Origin of the sequence: Achromobacter sp. F4_2707 (assembly GCF_047501535.1) — a bacterium.
Lineage (GTDB): Bacteria > Pseudomonadota > Gammaproteobacteria > Burkholderiales > Burkholderiaceae_B > Yanghanlia.
The window spans coordinates 175123-194457 of the sequence record NZ_JAZDRJ010000005.1; the positions used below are offsets into that span (position 1 = coordinate 175123).

Below are 19335 nucleotides of genomic sequence, written 5' to 3' on the forward strand. Positions count from 1 at the left end.
GCATCGCTTTGAAAGCAACCTTGATCAATCCCTGATCAGCCTTTCCAAAAGGGGGGTTAAAATCCCCCGAATGCGCATCGGCTCCTGGACTCTTTCCCATCCTGTCTTCGTTGCCCCCATGGCGGGGGTCACCGACCGCCCTTATCGACGCTTGTGCAAAGCGTTAGGGGCGGCTTATGCCGTGTCGGAAATGGCTGCCAGCAACCCCAAGCTCTGGAACAGCGTCAAAACGGCACGCCGGCTGGATCACCAGGGAGAAACCGACCCTATCGCCGTGCAGATTGCCGGCTCCGACCCCGAAATGATGGCCGAAGCGGCGCGCTACAACATCGAGAAAGGCGCCCACATTATCGACATCAACATGGGGTGCCCGGTGAAGAAGGTCTGCAATGTGGCTTCGGGTTCGGCCCTGTTGCGCGATGAGGCGTTGGTTGCCGAAATACTGAAAAGTGTCGTGGCAGCCTGCCGCCCCTACGATGTCCCCGTAACACTCAAAACCCGCACCGGCTGGGATCACGCTTCGCGTAATGCCGTACGCATCGGGCAGCTCGCTCAGGATATCGGCATTGCCGCCCTGACCCTGCACGGCCGCACGCGCTGCGACCTCTACCGAGGCGAGGCGGAATACGACACTATTCGCGAAGTCAAACTCAACCTCGATATCCCTGTTATCGCTAATGGGGATATCGATAGTCCCGAAAAGGCGCGCGAGGTATTAGAGTATACGGGGGCCGATGCCGTCATGGTCGGCCGCGCCGCACAGGGTCGGCCCTGGATCTTCCGCGAGATCAGCCATTACCTGGCAACGGGAACGCGCCTGGCGCCGCCTACTTGGGGCGAACTCCGGCACTGCCTGCTGGATCACCTGGAAGATCACTACCAGTTCTATGGCGAATATACGGGTGTGCGCACCGCCCGCAAGCACATCGGCTGGTATGTTGAAGGCCTCCCCCAGGCAGAGCAATTGCGACAACGCATCAACAAAAGTGAAACAACTCGAGATCAGGTTGCAGCACTGCAGTCTTGGCTCGACCAATTCTCCACCAATGAAACCATAGAGATTCACGCCATTGCAGCGTGAACCGCAACTAGAGCACTTCCTTATCATGAGCCACATCAATCCCCTGGAACAATCCGTGCGTGCCCAACTTGAGCGCTACTTCACGGATCTGGGCGACTCCGAGCCCCGCGACATGCTCGCCATGGTCCTGACCTGCGTTGAGCGCCCGGTTCTGCAGGTCGCCTTGGAAAAGTCCAACGGCAATCAATCCAAAGCCGCCACTATGCTGGGTATTACCCGCAGCACGCTGCGCAAGAAACTGCTGGCTCACGACCTGCAACCCTGATTCTTTCTTCCTTCACTGAAATCACATGAAAATCCAGACCGCCCTCCTTTCTGTATCCGACAAGTCGGGCATTGTCGATTTCGCCCAGGCGCTTGTCAGCCGTGGCGTGCGTATTCTTTCTACTGGTGGAACGGCCAAGCTGCTGGCCGAGTCCGGCGTCAAGGTAACGGAAGTCGCTCAGCACACGGGTTCCCCCGAAATTCTTGACGGTCGCGTCAAGACGCTGCACCCAAAAATTCACGGTGGTCTGCTGGCCCGCCGCGACAGTGCTGAACACATGCAGGCACTGGAAGAACACGGCATCGAGCGCATCGACCTGCTGGTTGTGAACCTGTACCCGTTTCGTGAAGCGATCGCCAAGGCGGGCTGCACCTTCGCAGACGCCATCGAAAACATTGATATCGGCGGGCCTGCCATGTTGCGCGCCGCCGCAAAGAATCACGGCACGCAGGTGGGCGGCGCCACTGTGGTCATCGACCCTGCCGACTACCGCCGTGTGCTGGCTGAAATGGACGGGCCACAAGGCGCGCCTTCATACGGCTTGCGCCTGGAACTTGCCGCCAAGGTCTATGCTCACACCGCCGCCTACGACGGTGCAATCGCCAGCTACCTCAGCAGCCTTGTGAGCAATGAGCCTGAACAAGACCAACCGGCGGAACGCAATGACTGGCCACGCGTCCTGACCCTGCAGCTCAAGCAGAATCAAGTACTGCGCTATGGCGAAAACCCGCACCAAAAAGCTGCTTTCTACGTCGACCCTTCCGTAGCTCCCGGCCTGCTGGGCAGCTACACCCAGTTGCAGGGCAAAGAACTGTCCTACAACAATATTGCTGACGCCGATGCCGGCTGGGAATGCGTGCGTGGCTTCGAGTCCGCCGCCTGCGTCATCATCAAACACGCCAATCCGTGTGGCGTCGCAATTGGTGCGACGCCCCTGGAAGCCTATGAAAAGGCGTTCAAGACCGACCCGACGTCCGCATTCGGCGGCATCATCGCCTTCAACCGCCCCATCGACGGCGCCACCGCAGAAGCGATCAGCAATCAATTTGTCGAAGTGGTTCTGGCACCCGAATACTCTTCCCAGGCTATGACGGTATTCGCAGCCAAGAAAAACGTACGCCTATTGCAGATACCGCTGGGCGACGGTCACAACGCCTTTGATGTAAAACGCGTGGGCGGCGGCTGGCTGGTGCAGAACCCCGATGATTTCCGCGTGCCTGACGCCGACTTCCGCGTCGTGACTAAGCTGCAGCCTACCGAGGCCCAAATGCAGGATCTCCGCTTCGCCTGGAAAGTGGCGCAATACGTGAAATCCAACGCCATCGTCTTCGCCGGCGGCGGTATGACACTTGGCGTAGGCGCGGGCCAAATGAGCCGGGTAGACTCCGCCCGCATTGCTTCCATTAAGGCTCAGAACGCCGGCCTGTCTCTGGCAGGTTCCGCTGTCGCTTCCGACGCCTTCTTCCCCTTCCGCGACGGTCTGGATGTCGTGGTCGATGCCGGAGCGGGCTGTGTAATTCAACCGGGTGGCAGCATACGCGACGACGAAGTTATCGCCGCCGCCGACGAGCGTGGCATACCGATGGTGTTTACCGGCACCCGCCACTTCCGCCACTGATGCGTATTCTGGGCATCGACCCTGGCCTGCGGCGCACGGGCTTTGGTGTCATCGACGTCCACGGCCCGCGGCTGCATTACGTAGCCAGCGGCACTATTGTCGTGCCCAGCAACCTTAGTCTGGCCGCTCGCCTCAAGACCATCCTGGACAACATCCGTGAAGTGGCCGGGCAACACCAGCCCGATATCGCGGCCATGGAAAAGGTCTTTCTGAACACCAACCCGACTTCTACCCTGCTATTGGGCCAAGCACGCGGCGCCGCCATGTGCGGCTTGGCCGACTCAGGGTTGGAAGTTCACGAATACACGGCGCTACAAGTCAAGAAAGCAGTAGTCGGCACGGGCCGGGCCGCCAAAGAACAAGTCCAGCACATGGTTCAGCGCCTGCTGGCCCTCAACGGCCTGCCCTCCGCAGACTCCGCCGACGCCCTGGCCTGCGCCATTTGCCATGCTCATACCCAGCCGTTGGCCGCCACCCTGGCTCAAGGCCATCTTGGCCAGAGCAGCATGCGGCGCATACGCAACGGCCGCCTGCTGGGCTGACACATGACTACGCCCTGAGAGAACCCCATGATCGGACGCATACACGGCACATTGCTGGAAAAGAACCCGCCTACCATCTGTATAGACGTGGGCGGCATTGGCTACGAGATCGACGTGCCTATGAGCACGCTTTACAAACTGCCGGACGTCGGCGCTCAGGTCACCCTGCACACCCATCTGCAAGTGCGCGATGACGCTCACATTATGTATGGATTTTCTTCCAAAGCTGAGCGCAGCGCATTTCGTGCACTCATCAAGGTAACCGGGGTCGGGGCACGCATTGCTTTAGCAGTGCTATCCGGCATGAGCGTGGAAGAGCTTTCCAGCGCCATCACGCTGCAGGAAACCGGGCGACTGACTCAAGTACCGGGCATCGGCAAGAAAACCGCCGAACGCTTGCTGCTGGAACTGCGCGGCAAACTGGGAGCGGATATTGGCATAGCCGCTACGCCCGTTGCAGGCGGGCAGTCGGATATTCTTAACGCCCTACTTTCTTTGGGCTATTCCAGCGCCGAAACTCAGAAAGCGCTCAAAGCCTTGCCCGCTGACGTAGACGTGGCGGAAGGCATTCGCTTGGCGCTGAAATCCATGGCGCGCTAAAAAATTGGGGCGCCGTTCGTTCACGCGCCCCATTTTTTATACCTCTTGCGCCATATAGGCCGCATAGCTGGCGAGATCCACATTTCCGCCACTGAGAATCACACCCACCCGCATGCCGCGCACCGGCACAATTTCGCGCAGCACTGCCGCCGCGCCCAAGCAGCCGGTCGGCTCCACCACAAGCTTCATGCGCTCGGCAAAAAATTGCATGGCGGCCACGAGCTTTTCATCAGGAACGGAAAGAATATCGTGAGCGTAGCGCTCGATAATGGGAAAGGTGAGTTCACCCAATGCCTGAGTCAGCGCACCATCCGCAATCGAACGAGGCGGGTCGATACGTACGATTTCGCCCTTGTTGAAGGATTGCTGGCCATCATTTCCCGCCTGAGGCTCCACACCGTACACCAGGCATTCCGGCGCCAACGCATGGGCGGAGAGCAGAGAACCCGCCAACAACCCGCCGCCGCCTAAGGGCACGAACAGCGCATCCAGCCCGCCTACGTCTTCGATAAGCTCCATCGCAGCCGTGCCCTGCCCGGCGATCACGTCCGCATGATCAAACGGCGGGATCAGGGTGAGCCCTTCTTTTTCCACCAGATCCTGCGCAACCTGTTCACGACTCTCGGTTTCACGATCGTAGGGAATAATGCGCGCGCCGTAGCTAGCTGCTGCATTGCGTTTGGCCTTGGGCGCATCCAACGGCATAACAATTGTGGCGGTCACCCCTAATGTCCGGGCGGCGCGGGCAATGGCCTGCCCATGGTTGCCGGAAGAATAGGTCACAACCCCTGCGGCTCGCTCGGCTTGGCTTAACTTGGCTATGGCGTTGTAAGCACCACGGAACTTAAAGGCGCCTACCCGTTGCAGGTTTTCACATTTGAAGAAAACTTCGGCATCCAGACGGCCGTTAAGTGTTTGAGATGTCAGTACGGGAGTGCGATGCGCAACACTGCGCAGGCGCTCAGCCGCTTCCTGGACATCTTGAAATTTAGGCAAAGCAAGGGACATTCCGGTTTCCGCTCCAACTTATAAAATTACCTCCATGATATATGAAGGATTGGTGCCGCTTGACCCTTCCCGCCTTTTTACCGCTCTTCCAAACGTATCCAGCCCCTCTCCGGCGTTCTATACTAGGGCGTCTATTCCTGTAAATATAAACAGCTGCTTTCATGGCCATACACTCCGACGCCCTGGCGCCCGCGGCCCAGCCCGAGCGCATCGTCACCCCCCAGAGCGCTTCCCCTAACGAAGACTCCATAGAACGCGCCCTGCGCCCGCGCGCCCTACAGGAATACATCGGGCAGCAGCGGGTGCGAGAACAGCTTGAAATCTTCATTCAGGCTGCGCGCGCACGCCAGGAAGCCCTTGATCACGTTCTGCTGTTCGGGCCGCCGGGCCTGGGCAAAACCACGCTAGCCCACATCGTCGCCCACGAAATGGGCGTGCAACTGCGCCAAACATCCGGCCCGGTGCTTGAGCGCCCCGGCGATCTTGCCGCCTTGCTCACCAACCTCGAAAAGAACGACGTACTGTTTATTGACGAGATCCACAGGCTGTCGCCGGTGGTGGAGGAAATCCTTTACCCCGCGCTGGAAGACTTCCAGATCGACATCATGATTGGCGAAGGCCCGGCAGCACGCAGCGTAAAAATCGACTTGCAGCCGTTCACCCTGGTGGGCGCCACAACGCGGGCCGGCATGCTGACCAACCCTCTGCGCGACCGCTTCGGCATAGTGTCGCGGCTGGAATTTTATTCAGCTGAAGATCTCGCCCAGATCGTTGAACGCAGCGCCCGGTTGCTGAACGCCGGCGCCAGCCGGGAAGGCGCCGCAGAAATCGCCCGCCGTTCGCGTGGCACACCACGCATTGCCAACCGTCTGCTGCGCCGTGTACGCGATTATGCCGAGGTCAAGGCCGAGGGCCGTATTGACACCGAAACCGCCTCGGCCGCACTCACCATGCTAGAGGTTGACCCTATGGGGCTGGATCTCATGGACCGCAAGCTGCTGGAAGCCATTGTGCATAAATTCGACGGCGGCCCGGTTGGGGTCGATAGCCTAGCTGCAGCGATTGGCGAAGAGCGCGACACAATCGAAGATGTCATCGAACCGTATCTGATTCAAACCGGCTTTCTGCAGCGCACTCCACGCGGGCGCATCGCCACGCGCGCCACATGGCAGCACCTGGGCCTGACACCTCCCACGGGCGCAGGCAGCGGCAGCGCAGAACTCTTCTAAGTTGCCTCTGAAATCCTTTGGCGGAAGGCCCACCGCCGCCAAAGACACATGCCGTGCAGTGGCTTATTCAGAGTTTTTTCAGACTTCGGCCACACACCCCAATAAAGCCTCACCATAGGCTTCCAGCTTGCGCACGCCTACCCCATGCACATGTGCCAGTTCACCCAGCGTTTGCGGGTTGCGGCGTGCCACTTCGCGCAGGGTGGCGTCGTGGAAAATAACGTAGGCGGGCACACCATGCTCACGGGCCACCGAAGCACGCCAAGCGCGTAAAGCCTCGAAGCGTTCCAGCTCGTCGGGTTCCAGCGCAGTATCAGCGGCCGCTTGCCGCCGCGTACTCGCCTTGGTCGTGGCGCGGGCAACCTCGCGGCGTAACATCAGAACGGTTTCGCCTTTTAGCACCGAACGGCTGTCGTCAGTCAGCATCAACGTGCCATGCCCTTCAAAATCCACTGCGACCAGCCCCTTGGCCAGCAGCTGGCGCAACACCCCGCGCCAAGCCTGGTCGGAGAGGTCGGCGCCCACACCAAAAACGCTCAAGGTATCGTGTCCTTGTTCGCGCACTCGGGGCGTCAGCTTGCCGCGCAGTATGTCAATGATGTGGCCGGCGCCATAGCGCTGGCCGCGTTCGCGCCACAGCCGGAAAATCGCTGATAGCAGTTTCTGGGCAGCCACCGTGCCATCCCAGGATTCGGGCGGTTCCAGACAGGTATCGCAATTCCCGCAAGGCTGAATATTCTGGCCAAAGTAAGCCAATAACTGCTGGCGGCGGCAATCGACGGTTTCGCACAGCCCCAGCATGGCATCCAGTTGGCGGCCCGAACGGCGCTTGAACTGTTCATCGCCATTGGATTCATCAATCATGCGGCGCTGCTGCACCACGTCCTGCAAGCCGTAAGCCATCCAGGCGGTGGCCGGTTCGCCATCGCGCCCCGCCCGGCCCGTTTCCTGGTAGTAACCTTCCACCGACTTGGGTAGATCGACGTGAGCCACAAAGCGCACATCCGGCTTGTTGACGCCCATGCCAAAGGCAATCGTGGCCGTCATGACCAGCCCTTCTTCACGCAAAAACCTGGCTTGGTGTTCGGCGCGTCGCGCCGCATCCATCCCCGCATGATAGGGCAGCGCCGGGATGCCGTTTTGCGACAGGAAGGCGGCGATATCTTCCACCCGGGAACGCGATAGGCAGTACACAATGCCGCTGTCGCCCATGTGTTCCTCACGGATGAAGGCCAGCAACTGGCGCTTGACCTCGTTTTTCTCAACAATGCGGTACAGAATATTTGGCCGGTCGAAGCTCGACACAAAATGCGCGGCATTTTCGAGAGCAAGCCGCCGGGCGATTTCCTCGCGCGTCGTGCCGGTTGCAGTGGCCGTCAGCGCAATGCGGGGGACGTCCGGCCAGTGTTCATGCAACACCGACAAACCCAGATACTCAGGGCGGAAATCATGCCCCCACTGAGACACGCAGTGAGCCTCGTCAATGGCAAATAAGGCAATACGTGATCGGCTCAGCAAATCCATGCAGCGGTCGGTGAGCAAGCGTTCCGGCGCCACATAAAGCAGGTCGAGTTCGCCATCCAGCATTTGTCGTTCGACTTCGCGCGCCTCCCGCCAGTCCTGCGATGAATTCAGATATGCCGCACGCACGCCCAATTCACGCAAGGCGTCTACCTGGTCTTGCATGAGGGCGATCAGGGGCGACACCACAATGCCGGTACCCCGGCGCAACAAGGCAGGAATCTGGTAGCAAAGGGATTTCCCCCCACCGGTAGGCATGAGCACAAGGGCATCGCCGCCTGCCAGCAATGTGTCGATAATGGCTTGCTGCTCGCCACGAAATGCTTCGTAGCCGAAGACGCGTTGCAGGGTTTCCAAAGGGGTGGACATGCGGATTCAATACAGGGGGACGGAGAAACGTAGCCCTATATCATAGTCGTCTGCCACTGTTTCGCGCTCTGCGTGGATACCGATGCGCAGATTCGGGCTATACCAAAACTGCTGACGCACCCTGAAACGACGCTTCTGAGTGCCTAACTTGTCTCGAGCCGTCTCGAAGCTGCCCGACCATTGCCCCCAAGTGCCCACATTCCAGGAAGCCGCCCAACGCTGCCGCTCGCCGCCCGCCAAGCCTGCACCGGCGGCATAGCGACTCACATCCATAAAGCCATCCGTGCGGCGTTCTCCCGCCCAACTCACGGTCCAATCGTCGGCAAGATCAAAATCCGCCAACGCCCGGTAACGCCATCCTTGATTGCCTCCCATGCTGGAATGAGCAAAGCCCGACTGCCAGCGGCCCCAGCTTCCCAAGTCATATTGCCCGCCCACCTCGGATGTCACCAAGTCGTCTGCAGCCTCGGCATGAGTCACCAGCTTCACCGTCGGGCTGTATTCGTAATTCAATGCAAAACGGCCTGCAGCCGGGCCAAAAGTCAGGTCTGAAGCATTGGCGGCGGATTGATCTACCACCCCAAGCGCCATGGAATAATTCCATTGCGGTGCCTGATCGGCCGGAGCGGGAACGCCTTGCCTGAATTGGATGCCGCCGAGTTTCAGGCTCTCATTCCAGCCCGGCGTTACGATCTCGCTGCTGCCCAAAGCAAAGTCAGTGGCTTCACCCAAGCTGGCTCGCCATTGCGCGGTACCGGCCTGCCACCCGCCGCTATCCGGCTTGGGCTGCCAGCGTGTCTCTGGCGTTTCCACCCCGACTTTCTCAAACCCACCCAGCAAGCCGGTAGAGTGTCTGGAAATGGCAAAGTGGCGCGCATAATCGAACGTTCGCAAACGCAAACCGTCCTCGGGACTCCAGAAATAGGAAGCTGGAATATCCGGTACAAACGGCTCTTCAAACCCATAGCCTATGTCAGACGCCTGGTGGGACGCCCCACGGGCCTGTAACGGCAGTTCCCTGCCCCTGGTCGCAGTGGCTGCTAATTCATCGGCTGGAGCGCCTGCATCGCGTTCTGGCGGCGTCTGCCGAGTGGTATCACTGTTGACGCTGGCGCAGCCGGCAAATAGCGCCATGCCCGCCCCTAATACGCAAGAGACGATTTCAATCCGTTTCCAAGTCATGGCGCATCGGCATCGCAAGAGTAAACTTGACCTCCATGGAAAAGCCACATACCAAAGTCCTTGTCGTGGACGACGACCCAGCCCTGTTGCAACTGTTGGCCGACTACCTGAACCGCCATCAGTACGACACTTTGCTCGCCCCCAACGCCAGCGATCTGGAAGCCCGTATTCAGCGCTACAGCCCGGATCTCATCGTGCTGGACCGCATGATGCCGGACGGCGATGGCGCCGAAGCCTGCCGCCGACTGCGCCAGCAAGGCGAGGATATTCCTATTATCCTCCTCACGGCCAAAGATGAAACCGTCGATCGCATCATCGGGCTGGAGGCCGGCGCTGACGATTATCTCGGCAAACCCTTTGACCCCCGTGAACTGCTGGCCCGCATCGAAGCGGTACTGCGCCGCAAAAAAGGGGCGTCGGCACTCATCAAAGATAAACCCGTCAGCTTCGGCCCGTTCGTGTTCAACCCCGTCACCCGGCAACTGCATCGTGGCGACACCCTAATCAAACTGACAGGCGGTGAGGTCAACCTTTTGGAAGCCCTGATCAGCAACCCGGGTAAACCGTTGTCGCGTGAGCGTCTTTTGGCTCTGGCACGCGATGATGAAGAAGGCGAACGCAACGACCGCGCCATCGACATTGCTGTACTCCGACTACGCCGCGCCTTGGAAGACGACCCAAAACAACCCCGCTGGATACAAACCGTCTGGGGTGTGGGCTATCGCTTCTCTCCCTAAGCGCAAACTCCATGCCCGCCTGGCGATCCCTCCTCCCCCGTTCCCTGCGTGCCCGCATGTTGCTGCTCACGCTGGGCACCATTGTGCTGGTGCAAGCAGCCACATTCGCAACTGTCAGCCATTACCGCAAACAGTTCACTGAAGATATTTCCGTTGAGCTGACAGCCACCACTATCCGCACCCTGCGGGCCGCACTGGCGGAAATCCCCTCAGAGCAACGGCCCGACTTCGTACGCGACGCGTCGCAGAACCAATGGCGGCTGTGGTCGCGTTCATTGCCTGCTAATGCCAGCCTGGAACGTCGTCGCCACCGTGCTCATGATGACTCGAACCGCCCCCCGCCGCCCGACGATATTCGCCGCAACTTGCGCGACTTTGTCGAAGCGCTCAACCAACGGCTAGATGATGACGCCCGCGTCGCTTTGTCGCGCGGCCCCGAGCCACGCCTGTACATCTCGCTGATTGAAGCGCCGGGCGTTGAGGAGAACGTCCGTTCGCGAGAATGGCTGGTGATTCCGTTGGATCGCATCACGCGGCCTGTCGCCACCCCCATGGTGATTGTCTGGCTGTCTGGCATGGCGCTATTGCTACTGGCTTCAGCCGCTTTCGCCTGGCATATCACCCGTCCCCTGACACGCTTGGCCCAGGCTGCCGACCAGCTGGCCGCCGGCCAACCCCAGCGCGTCGTGCCCTCCGGCCCCTCCGAAACGCGCAGCCTGGGAGAGCGTTTCAACGCCATGCTGGACACCCTGGCGGAATCTGCCGCAGTACAACGCACACTACTTGCAGGCCTGCCGCACGATTTAAAAGGCCCGTTATCACGCATGTGGCTGCGGATAGAAATGACGGATGACCCCAACTTGAAAGACGGCATGCGTCAGGACGTCCAGGATATGCAGCGCATGATCGACCAATTCATCAACTACGTCAGGGGTTCCGACCAGGGTTCATACCATTATGTGCCCCTTCCTGTGCGCCCCTGGCTGGAAGAACGTGTCGCAACATGGCAACAGGCCGGGCGCGACGTGCGCCTGCTGCGTATGCCGGAAGAAGACCTGATTCTGCCTGCCGACGAACTTGCATTGGGACGACTGATTGATAATCTTGTCACCAACGCCTTCAACCACGGCAAACCGCCGGTGGAAATTTCCCTGACGCAAGAACGGCAGAACGCCGTGCTGACTCTGCGCGATCATGGAGAAGGCATCTCCAAGGAACGCCGCGCCGAGGCTTTGCGGCCGTTTTCGCGCCTGGACGAAGCGCGGACACGCACGGGTTCAGTCGGGCTGGGCCTGGCATTGGCCGACATGATTACCCGCGCCCATGGCGGCACGCTAAGCCTGGATGATGCTGAAGGCGGCGGACTGCAAGTAAAAATCAGCCTGCCGCTTCAGCGCCCGAATTCCGGAGGCTCAGGCGGCATCGACAAACCGAACATGCGCCAATAGACCCGGGTGTTGAAGACCAGCGCAATCGGCAAAACAACCGCTACACCCACCAGCACCAGCTGCAATGATTCAGTTGCAGCCGCGGCATCCCAGATGGTGAGCTCATCCACCACCAGATAAGGGAAGAAACTGTACGCCAGGCCGCCGAACGTCATGCAAAAAACCAGCAGCGTCAGCACAAAAGGCAGTGCCGTATTGCGAAAGCTGGTGTTGATCATGCGTTGTAAGCGCATTTCTGTGCAAATAAAGGCTGCCAGCATGCAAACCCAGAAACCTGCCACCCCCCCGCGCACCCCGCTGCCGCTCCATTTCAGGAAAATCCCGGGATGCCCCATCGCCAGCACCACCGACACGCCCACCACCCCGGCTGCCGCCCACCGCACGCAACGCCGCGCCCAGAAAATGGCGCGGGCGCGCAATTCGCCGCCTTCCCTCATGATGAGCCAGGAAGCTCCCAGCAAACAATAAGCGGCCACGGCACAGGCTGCGGTAAATACCGCAAACCACACATGCCCGACCCCCCCCTGAGCCAGCCAGGCCATTTTGGCCAGCAGCAAACCATGAGACATGGCGGCCAACAACGCGCCCAGCCCGAACAGGCCTGTCCAATAGGCTTGCAACTCGCGAGGCGCGCGCAGACGCAGCTCGAAGCCTACAGAACGTAGCAGCGTACCAACTGCCAGTAGCGTGACCGGCAGATACAGCTCGCTCATGATGCGGCCCCAGGCCAGAGGAAAGGCTGCCATAAACAGCCCCAAGCCCAAAAACAGCCAGAATTCGTTGGCATCCCGCCACGGGCTGAGTAAGGCCAACATACGCGGCTTGAGATGTGCGGGCGCGAATACGCTCAGACACCCCACCCCGATATCGAAGCCATCAAGCACCGTTCCCGCCAGCACCACGATGAACAGCAGCGCCATGAAGGCCAGCGGTAACCAGAATTCGGGGGCTTGTGGATTTAGCCCCAGCGCTAAAGCGAGGGTATCTACCATATATCTACTCTTATGCTCGACCCCGATGACGTGCGATAGGCACTACGCCATAGCGCATGTAATGCCATAACAACTGGAGAAAACCCGCCATGCACAGTATGTACACGGCCAACAACGCCAGCCCCCCAGCGAGTAGCGAGGCCACAGAGACATCGGCAAGCACTTCGCTCTGCGTCACCGTCCCCGCCACAGCATAGGGATGAGCCCCCATAAAGACGTGCGCAAAGCCCAGCACGGCCACCAACCCGCTGCCAAAACCCGCAAGCACCAAAGCATGTAAAAGCCACCGCGACAGCGCTTGCGGATCGCCCCCGTGGGCGCGTACACGCCACCAGCCGATCGCGGCGACCAGCAACAGCATTGCCGTACCCAATACAGCCAGACGGAGGGTCCAGAACGTCAGCCCTGCGGGCGGCGCCATGCCGGAAAACTGATCCAAGCCCCGGTAACCGCCGTCAGCATCCCGGGCTAGAAAACCGCCGCCTACCCCGTGCCATCGCCAGGCCCAACGGTCACCCGTACCGTGTGCATCGGGTACCGCCAGAATCGCCACGCTGGGCTGCCCTGCCGACTGCCAATATCCCATTGCAGCGGCGGCCCGGCCCGGCTCATGAACCGCCAGCGCGCGTGCGGCCAGAATGGATACCACCGCCAGTGCCAGCAATGACATGACCGCCGCTCGCACCGAAACATTGAAAACGGCTTGTTCCGGCTCGCCCCAAGCACGCCATACCCCCTGCAAAGCCGCCACGCCCAGCATGAACAGGCAAGCTATAGCTAGAGCTAGCAGAATGAGCAGGCTGGCATACCAAGGGAATGAAGGATTGAAGAACACGCTGAACCAGTCGGTCACAACGTATTGGCCGTTGGAATACACCGCCCCCGCAGGGGTGCGCAGCCAAGCAAACAACATGACGGGCCACAAAGTGGCAAGCGTGACCCCTGCCGCTACCACGACCACAAGCGTCGCGTGCAGACGAGGCGATATATGCCTTTGCCCGAACAGCATCACGCCCACGAAACAGGATTTGAACAGAAAAACGGACAGCACTGCCACAGCCAGCAAAGGGCCGGCGACATTCCCGACTCGCTCCATCAGCATGGGCCACAAACTGCCAAATTGGATCATCACGGGCACAGCCGCGCCGAACGCCACGATAAACGCCATGGCGAAAACACGTACCCAGAAACGATAGGCCTCCAACCAGCGGCTATCGCCTCCCAGAGAGCGGAGCTTGAAATACACCAACGCCCACGCCAAGCCGATCTCCAGCAGGAGAAAAAGCAGCATGAACGACAGGCTCACGAAAAACTGTGCCTGCGAGATCCAGAGCGCCAAGTGGGTCATAATGGCCGCCAGTGTAAAGCGACAAGCCACATTCTGACCATGCCCGCGGGGCAAACCTTGACGAACGTGGCAAAATGCTTACTTTGGCATTTATCTCTCTTTTAAGTATTGGCGTCTTCCTGTATGAGTTCTGTACCCAGCCCAGGCGCGGTTTCCAACTTCCTGCGCACCCTTATCGAAAAAGATCTGGCTGAAGGCCGCCATGCGCAAAAATTGTGGGCCGGGCGGCCCGGCCCGGCCTCAGTGCAAAGGCAAGGTACCCCCGACCCTGCGCGTATCCGCACCCGCTTTCCGCCAGAGCCCAACGGCTATCTGCACATCGGCCACGCCAAAAGCATTTGCCTGAACTTCGGCTTGGCAAACGACTATCAAGGCGCCTGTCACCTGCGCTTCGACGACACCAACCCCGAAAAAGAAGAGCAGGAATACGTAGATGCCATCATCGACATGGTGAAATGGCTAGGCTTCGACTGGAAATTCCAGGACGAAGACAACCTGTATTTCGCCAGCGACTACTTCGGCTATATGTACGAGTTTGCCGAAGCACTGGTGCAAGCCGGCCATGCCTATGTCGACGAACAGAGCCCGGATGAAATCCGCGCCATGCGCGGCACCCTCACCGAGCCCGGCAAAGACTCTCCCTGGCGCGACCGCCCTGCGGAAGAGTCCCTGCAACTGCTGCGTGAAATGCGCGACGGCAAGCACCCCAATGGCAGCCTGTGTCTGCGAGCCCGCATCGACATGGCTTCGCCCAACATCAATATGCGCGACCCGGTGCTTTACCGTATTCGTCACGCCACCCACCATCGCACGGGCGACCAATGGTGCATCTACCCGATGTATTCCTGGGCCCATCCGGTGGAAGATGCCCTGGAAGGCATTACCCACAGTTTCTGCACGTTGGAATTTGAAGATCAGCGCCCCTTCTACAACTGGATTCTCGAGCGCTTGGCCGAACTGGACATGCTGTTGCACCCGCTGCCGCAGCAAACAGAGTTCGCTCGCCTGAACCTCAGCTATGTGGTCACCAGCAAGCGCAAGCTGCTGCAACTGGTGCGCGACGGCCACGTCAATGGCTGGGACGACCCACGCCTGCCCACATTGGCTGGTCTGCGCCGTCGCGGCTACACACCAGCCGCCATCCGCTTGTTCTGCGAACGCCTGGGCGTGACCAAGGCCGATTCACGCATTGATTACAGCGTGCTGGAGCAAGCCTTACGCGACGATCTCGACCCGATCGCTCCACGCGCCGTGGCGGTACTCGACCCGCTCAAACTGGTCATCACCAACTACCCGGAAGGCAGCAGCGAGCCTTGCCAGGCGCCTGCCAACCCGCACAACCCCGAAGCCGGCGTACGCCAGTTCTCGTTCGGGCGTGAGCTCTGGATCGAACGCGACGACTTCCGCGAAGAACCACCCAAAAAATACTTCCGGCTTTTCCCGGGCAATAAGGTCAGGCTCAAGTACGGGTACATCGTCGAATGCACCGGCTTCGTAAAGAATGAAGCAGGCGAAGTCATTGAAGTCCATGCCGAGTACCTACCGGACACCAAAAGCGGCACGCCGGGCGCGGATTCCGTCAAGGTCAAGGGGAATATCACCTGGGTGAACGCTGCTGAAGCCATCAGCGCTGAAATCCGGCTTTACGACCGTCTGTTCCTTGAGCCCCACCCCGATGCCGGAGACCAAGACTTCATCGCCGCCCTGAACCCTGACTCTTGCCAGGTGGTTCAAGCATGGTTGGAACCCTCCATACAGGCGGAACCCGGCGCGACATGGCAATTCGAAAGGTTGGGCTATTTCACCGCCGATCGCGAAGAGTCCAGCATCGAACGCCCTGTACTGAATCGGGCCACCACCCTGAAGGACTCATGGGGCAAGAACAAGTGAGCAAGCAGAATCCTCCACGCAAGGGGGCGCAGCCGCTCGACTTCAAAAGCGCCACGCTGTACGCCATACGCGTTGTTCTGCATGAAGCCGACACCAGCGCCCTGCTAGACGCCCTGGCCAAACGCATGAACGATGCCGGCGCCTTTTTTGAAGACGAACCGGTGGTGGTGGATGCCAGCCGCATCGAGTCGCCAGTCGACTGGCCCACGCTGATTGAGGCCTTACGCGAGCACAGTCTGCATCCAGTGGGTGTGGTCGCCACAGGTGAGCAGCGCGAAGCCGCCGTAGCTGCAGGCTTGCCCGCAGTCGAACTCGGTGGCGCCCCCACCCGCCCCGCCGCGGCTCCTGCTCCGGAACACGAAGTTCCCGCAGCAGCCGTCATTCCGGAAAAGGCAACGAACAGCACGCCTGCGGCCGAGGCCCCTAGCGAACAAGCTGCGGCGTCACAGCCTGCCCCAACCCTTGCCGAACCCGCCCCGGCGGCCATGATTGTTAACCGTCCCCTACGCTCTGGGCAACGTGTCTATGCGCGCAGCACCGACCTCATCGTCATCGGCATGGTCAGCCGAGGCGCCGAAGTGATCGCAGACGGCAACATCCATGTTTACGGGCCCATGCGTGGCAAAGCCATGGCAGGCGCACGTGGCGACAGCAACGCACGCATCTTTACCACTGAACTTGACCCGGAGCTCGTGGCCATTGCAGGGGTGTACCGAGTCATTGAAACCGGGCTTGAACCGGCCCTGAAGAACAAGCCCGCCATCATCAGTCTCAGTGGCGAAAGCTTGCAAATTGAATCATTGGGCAACTAAGGGGGTCGGCCAACTGAGGGCCGGCCGTTTTTTGCTTTACGATTACGTAAACTATCGAACTATAGGAATTCAATCGTCATGGCGCGAATCGTTGTGGTGACATCTGGCAAAGGCGGCGTCGGCAAGACGACCACCAGCGCAAGCTTTTCTGCTGGTCTGGCAATGCGGGGCCACAAAACCGTGGTCATCGATTTCGACGTCGGGCTGCGCAACCTTGACCTCATCATGGGGTGCGAGCGCCGCGTCGTCTATGACTTCGTCAATGTGATCCAAGGTGAAGCGACGCTGAACCAGGCTCTGATCCGCGACAAGCAACTGGAAAACCTGTTCATCCTGCCCGCTTCGCAGACTCGCGACAAAGATGCACTGACCAAGGAAGGCGTGGAAAAAGTTCTTGATGAACTGGCCAACATGGGTTTTGAGTACATCATTTGCGACTCCCCTGCCGGCATTGAAACCGGCGCCCTTATGGCTTCGTATTTCGCCGATGACGCGATTGTCGTCACCAACCCGGAAGTGTCGTCCGTCAGGGATTCCGACCGCATTCTGGGCATACTTTCCGCCAAGTCACGGCGCGCTGAACGGGGCGAAGAACCCATCAAGGAATACCTGCTACTGACCCGCTACAGCCCTAAGCGCGTGGCGGACGGTGAAATGCTGTCGCTGCAGGATATCGAAGACATTCTGCGCATCAAGCTGGTCGGCGTGATTCCTGAATCAGAAGCCGTTCTACAGGCTTCCAACCAGGGGATTCCCGCCATCCACCTGCGCGATACCGACGTAGCGGCTGCCTACCAAGACGTCATCTCCCGCTATCTGGGCGAAGAACTGCCGCTGCGCTTTACTGAATACGAGAAACCCGGACTCTTCAAGCGCCTGTTCGGGGGGAAATAAAATATGTCCTTTCTTTCATTCCTGCTGGGCCAGAAGAAAACTTCGGCAAGCGTGGCGAAGGACCGCCTGCAACTGATTCTGATCAACGAACGCGGCACGGGCGTCACGCCCGACTACCTGCCGCGCTTGCAGAAGGAACTCGTGGAAGTCATTTCACGCTATGTGAAGATCGACCCCAATGACATCAAAGTGAATCTTGACCGCCAGGACTCTCTGGAAGTTCTGGAGGTCAAAATTGAGATGCCGCAACCTGAAACCGCCCCGCCTGGAAAATAAGGTTTGGCCGGACGAACGAGATAAAGCCTGCGGGGATAGGCCGGGGGCTTGGGGGCACCGTGCAAAACAGGCTTTGCTGTGCGCCGTTCATACTGCTCCGAACCTGGTGCTGTACCCGCCTTTCAAAGCCGGTCGAATATCGAGCCCATGCGAGGTGCAAACAGGCGCTCATAGGTTTTAAGCAAGTGCATGTCGGTCATGCCTGCGACGTAATCGCAAATTACGCGGGCCGACCCTTCGGCGCGCCGAAACCGCGCCAGTATGTCGCTGGGCAGAAGACGTTCGGGCTCTGATTCAAAAGCTTCAAACACCGACACCACCATGCCCTGGCCCTTGAACTCAAGCTGCTGCACACTGGCGCTACGGATGACTTCATCCATAATGAATTGCTTCAGGGCGCCGAGAAAATCGCGAGCGGCCGAGTCAAGCACCAAGCGGTAACGCAACAAAGGTTCTTCAAATTCCGGCTTTTCATCAAAGCGGGCGGCCATAAGAAAATAATTGACCAGCCGGCTGATATAGCGCTTGCGCGTACTGCCATCGCCGAACAAGCCATTCACCATGGCGTCGTAGGGGTCGTGCGCCTCGCCTTGGTATTTTTGACTCAGTGTGTTCAAAAACGCTTCGCAGGCACTAGGCGGCACCTGCTCACGAAACCTCTCGGAACCCACCAGCCTGAGCGCAATGGCGTCTTCCAAGTCGTGTACCCCGTAGGCAATATCATCGGCGGCATCCATGATGCTGCAGTCCAGCGATTGATGCAGGGTGCGGCCATGCTTGCCCTCACGCGGTTGCCACGAAATGAAGGCATCTTTATCCCGGGCGCCCAGGGGCTGCAATATCCACTCGACGACATCATGCTCGCTATCCAGATAGCATTTAGGCGGTGTGGAGGCGTAAACGTCGATAGAGCGCAGAAACGAATGGCGATCCAGCAAGCGGGGCGCCAAACCGGGCTGATACAGCTTTGAATACGCCGCCGGATACTTCAAAACCCCCAATAAAGCGCGACGCGATAAATTGGCGCCGGCATTTTCAGAAAAATTCTCCAGCCGCGAGAGCAAACGCAGCGTCTGGCCATTGCCTTCAAAGCCGCCATGCTCACGCATGCAGTAATTCAAGGCTACCTCACCGCCATGACCGAAGGGAGGATGGCCTAAGTCGTGGGAACAGGCAATCGCCTGAATCAGGCTGCGATCCGGCAATACAGCCGTTGCCAGGTGCTGCGGGTGACTCTTGGCCACTTGTTTGACCAAACCGGAAGCGATCTGCGCAACTTCCAGAGAATGGGTAAGGCGGGTGCGATAAAAGTCGCTGTCGCCCAGGTTAAGAATCTGCGTCTTGCCCTGCAAGCGCCGGAACGATGCTGAATGAATCACCCGAGCGTAATCGATGTCGCCCGCCTCGCGTGCGTCTTCAGCCCGGGCCTGCCATGCTTCGCGGCGAGCCAGCCAGGCGTCGCCTCCTGTTGATGTAAGCACTGCTGTCTTGCTCCTTTCCCCTGCCCTGCAACGCCCACGATG

The 19335-nt window shown here is 59.5% G+C and carries 18 protein-coding genes; 12 read left to right on the top strand and 6 right to left on the bottom strand.

Annotated features, from left to right (window positions below; genetic code table 11):
• Positions 1-70: 70 nt before the first annotated feature.
• Genes dusB through ruvA form a run of 5 tightly spaced genes read left to right on the top strand, consistent with a single transcriptional unit; the run spans position 71 to position 4106 of the window.
• Positions 71-1081 (top strand): tRNA dihydrouridine synthase DusB, encoded by a 1011-nt coding sequence (gene dusB, locus VRY85_RS06930; protein WP_414597875.1) that lies wholly within the window; start codon positions 71-73, stop codon positions 1079-1081.
• 25 nt (positions 1082-1106) lie between these two features.
• Entirely contained in the window at positions 1107-1346 is a 240-nt protein-coding gene (locus VRY85_RS06935) for a helix-turn-helix domain-containing protein (RefSeq protein WP_414597876.1), read from the top strand.
• A 25-nt stretch (positions 1347-1371) separates the two neighbouring features.
• Complete coding sequence (purH, locus tag VRY85_RS06940) at positions 1372-2964, top strand: bifunctional phosphoribosylaminoimidazolecarboxamide formyltransferase/IMP cyclohydrolase (RefSeq protein WP_414597877.1); 1593 nt, start codon at positions 1372-1374, stop codon at positions 2962-2964.
• Positions 2964-3506 carry a crossover junction endodeoxyribonuclease RuvC gene (gene ruvC, locus VRY85_RS06945; protein WP_414597878.1) on the top strand — a complete coding sequence of 181 codons (543 nt, stop codon included), beginning with the start codon at positions 2964-2966 and terminating at the stop codon, positions 3504-3506. The genes purH and ruvC overlap by 1 nt, the downstream gene beginning before the upstream one ends.
• A 27-nt stretch (positions 3507-3533) precedes the next feature.
• Positions 3534-4106, top strand: coding sequence for a Holliday junction branch migration protein RuvA (gene ruvA, locus VRY85_RS06950; RefSeq protein ID WP_414597879.1), 573 nt, complete (start codon positions 3534-3536; stop codon positions 4104-4106).
• A gap of 36 nt (positions 4107-4142) precedes the next feature.
• Here ruvA and VRY85_RS06955 read toward each other — a convergent pair whose 3' ends face one another.
• A complete protein-coding gene (locus VRY85_RS06955; RefSeq protein WP_414597880.1) occupies positions 4143-5114 on the bottom strand; it encodes a threo-3-hydroxy-L-aspartate ammonia-lyase in 972 nt (323 codons plus the stop codon).
• Positions 5115-5275: 161 nt separating this feature from the next.
• On the opposite strand from VRY85_RS06955, the gene ruvB reads away from it, so the two are divergent.
• Positions 5276-6343: a Holliday junction branch migration DNA helicase RuvB gene (gene ruvB, locus VRY85_RS06960; RefSeq protein ID WP_414597881.1), complete on the top strand. Its 1068-nt coding sequence runs from the start codon at positions 5276-5278 to the stop codon at positions 6341-6343.
• A gap of 78 nt (positions 6344-6421) precedes the next feature.
• On the opposite strand, the gene recQ is transcribed toward ruvB, so the two are convergent.
• Entirely contained in the window at positions 6422-8233 is a 1812-nt protein-coding gene (gene recQ, locus VRY85_RS06965) for a DNA helicase RecQ (RefSeq protein WP_414597882.1), read from the bottom strand.
• Between the two features lie 6 nt (positions 8234-8239).
• Positions 8240-9415, bottom strand: a complete 1176-nt coding sequence (locus tag VRY85_RS06970) for a hypothetical protein (protein ID WP_414597883.1) — start codon at positions 9413-9415, stop codon at positions 8240-8242.
• A 35-nt stretch (positions 9416-9450) separates the two neighbouring features.
• On the opposite strand from VRY85_RS06970, the gene VRY85_RS06975 reads away from it, so the two are divergent.
• Both VRY85_RS06975 and VRY85_RS06980 read left to right on the top strand, forming a co-directional pair.
• Complete coding sequence (locus VRY85_RS06975) at positions 9451-10152, top strand: response regulator (protein WP_414597884.1); 702 nt, start codon at positions 9451-9453, stop codon at positions 10150-10152.
• An 11-nt stretch (positions 10153-10163) separates the two neighbouring features.
• Entirely contained in the window at positions 10164-11600 is a 1437-nt protein-coding gene (locus VRY85_RS06980) for an ATP-binding protein (RefSeq protein WP_414597885.1), read from the top strand.
• Here VRY85_RS06980 and VRY85_RS06985 read toward each other — a convergent pair.
• Positions 11543-12592, bottom strand: a complete 1050-nt coding sequence (locus tag VRY85_RS06985) for a cytochrome d ubiquinol oxidase subunit II (protein WP_414597886.1) — start codon at positions 12590-12592, stop codon at positions 11543-11545. The two genes, VRY85_RS06980 and VRY85_RS06985, sit on opposite strands and share 58 nt — an antisense overlap.
• A 10-nt stretch (positions 12593-12602) precedes the next feature.
• On the bottom strand, positions 12603-13940 hold the full coding sequence (locus VRY85_RS06990; RefSeq protein ID WP_414597887.1) for a cytochrome ubiquinol oxidase subunit I: 1338 nt from the start codon (positions 13938-13940) through the stop codon (positions 12603-12605).
• 123 nt (positions 13941-14063) lie between these two features.
• Here VRY85_RS06990 and VRY85_RS06995 point away from each other — a divergent pair, with 123 nt between their 5' ends.
• The 4 genes from VRY85_RS06995 to minE all read left to right on the top strand — a co-directional run bounded on the left by VRY85_RS06995 (position 14064) and on the right by minE (position 17812).
• Complete coding sequence (locus VRY85_RS06995) at positions 14064-15830, top strand: glutamine--tRNA ligase/YqeY domain fusion protein (protein WP_414597888.1); 1767 nt, start codon at positions 14064-14066, stop codon at positions 15828-15830.
• Positions 15812-16642 (top strand): septum site-determining protein MinC, encoded by an 831-nt coding sequence (gene minC / locus VRY85_RS07000; RefSeq protein WP_414597889.1) that lies wholly within the window; start codon positions 15812-15814, stop codon positions 16640-16642. Before VRY85_RS06995 ends, minC begins: the two co-directional genes overlap by 19 nt.
• Before the next feature lie 78 nt (positions 16643-16720).
• Positions 16721-17536: a septum site-determining protein MinD gene (gene minD, locus VRY85_RS07005; RefSeq protein WP_414597890.1), complete on the top strand. Its 816-nt coding sequence runs from the start codon at positions 16721-16723 to the stop codon at positions 17534-17536.
• A 3-nt stretch (positions 17537-17539) separates the two neighbouring features.
• Positions 17540-17812 (top strand): cell division topological specificity factor MinE, encoded by a 273-nt coding sequence (gene minE, locus VRY85_RS07010; protein ID WP_414597891.1) that lies wholly within the window; start codon positions 17540-17542, stop codon positions 17810-17812.
• A 122-nt stretch (positions 17813-17934) separates the two neighbouring features.
• Here minE and VRY85_RS07015 read toward each other — a convergent pair whose 3' ends face one another.
• Positions 17935-19293: an anti-phage deoxyguanosine triphosphatase gene (locus VRY85_RS07015; protein WP_414597892.1), complete on the bottom strand. Its 1359-nt coding sequence runs from the start codon at positions 19291-19293 to the stop codon at positions 17935-17937.
• Positions 19294-19335: the final 42 nt, after the last annotated feature.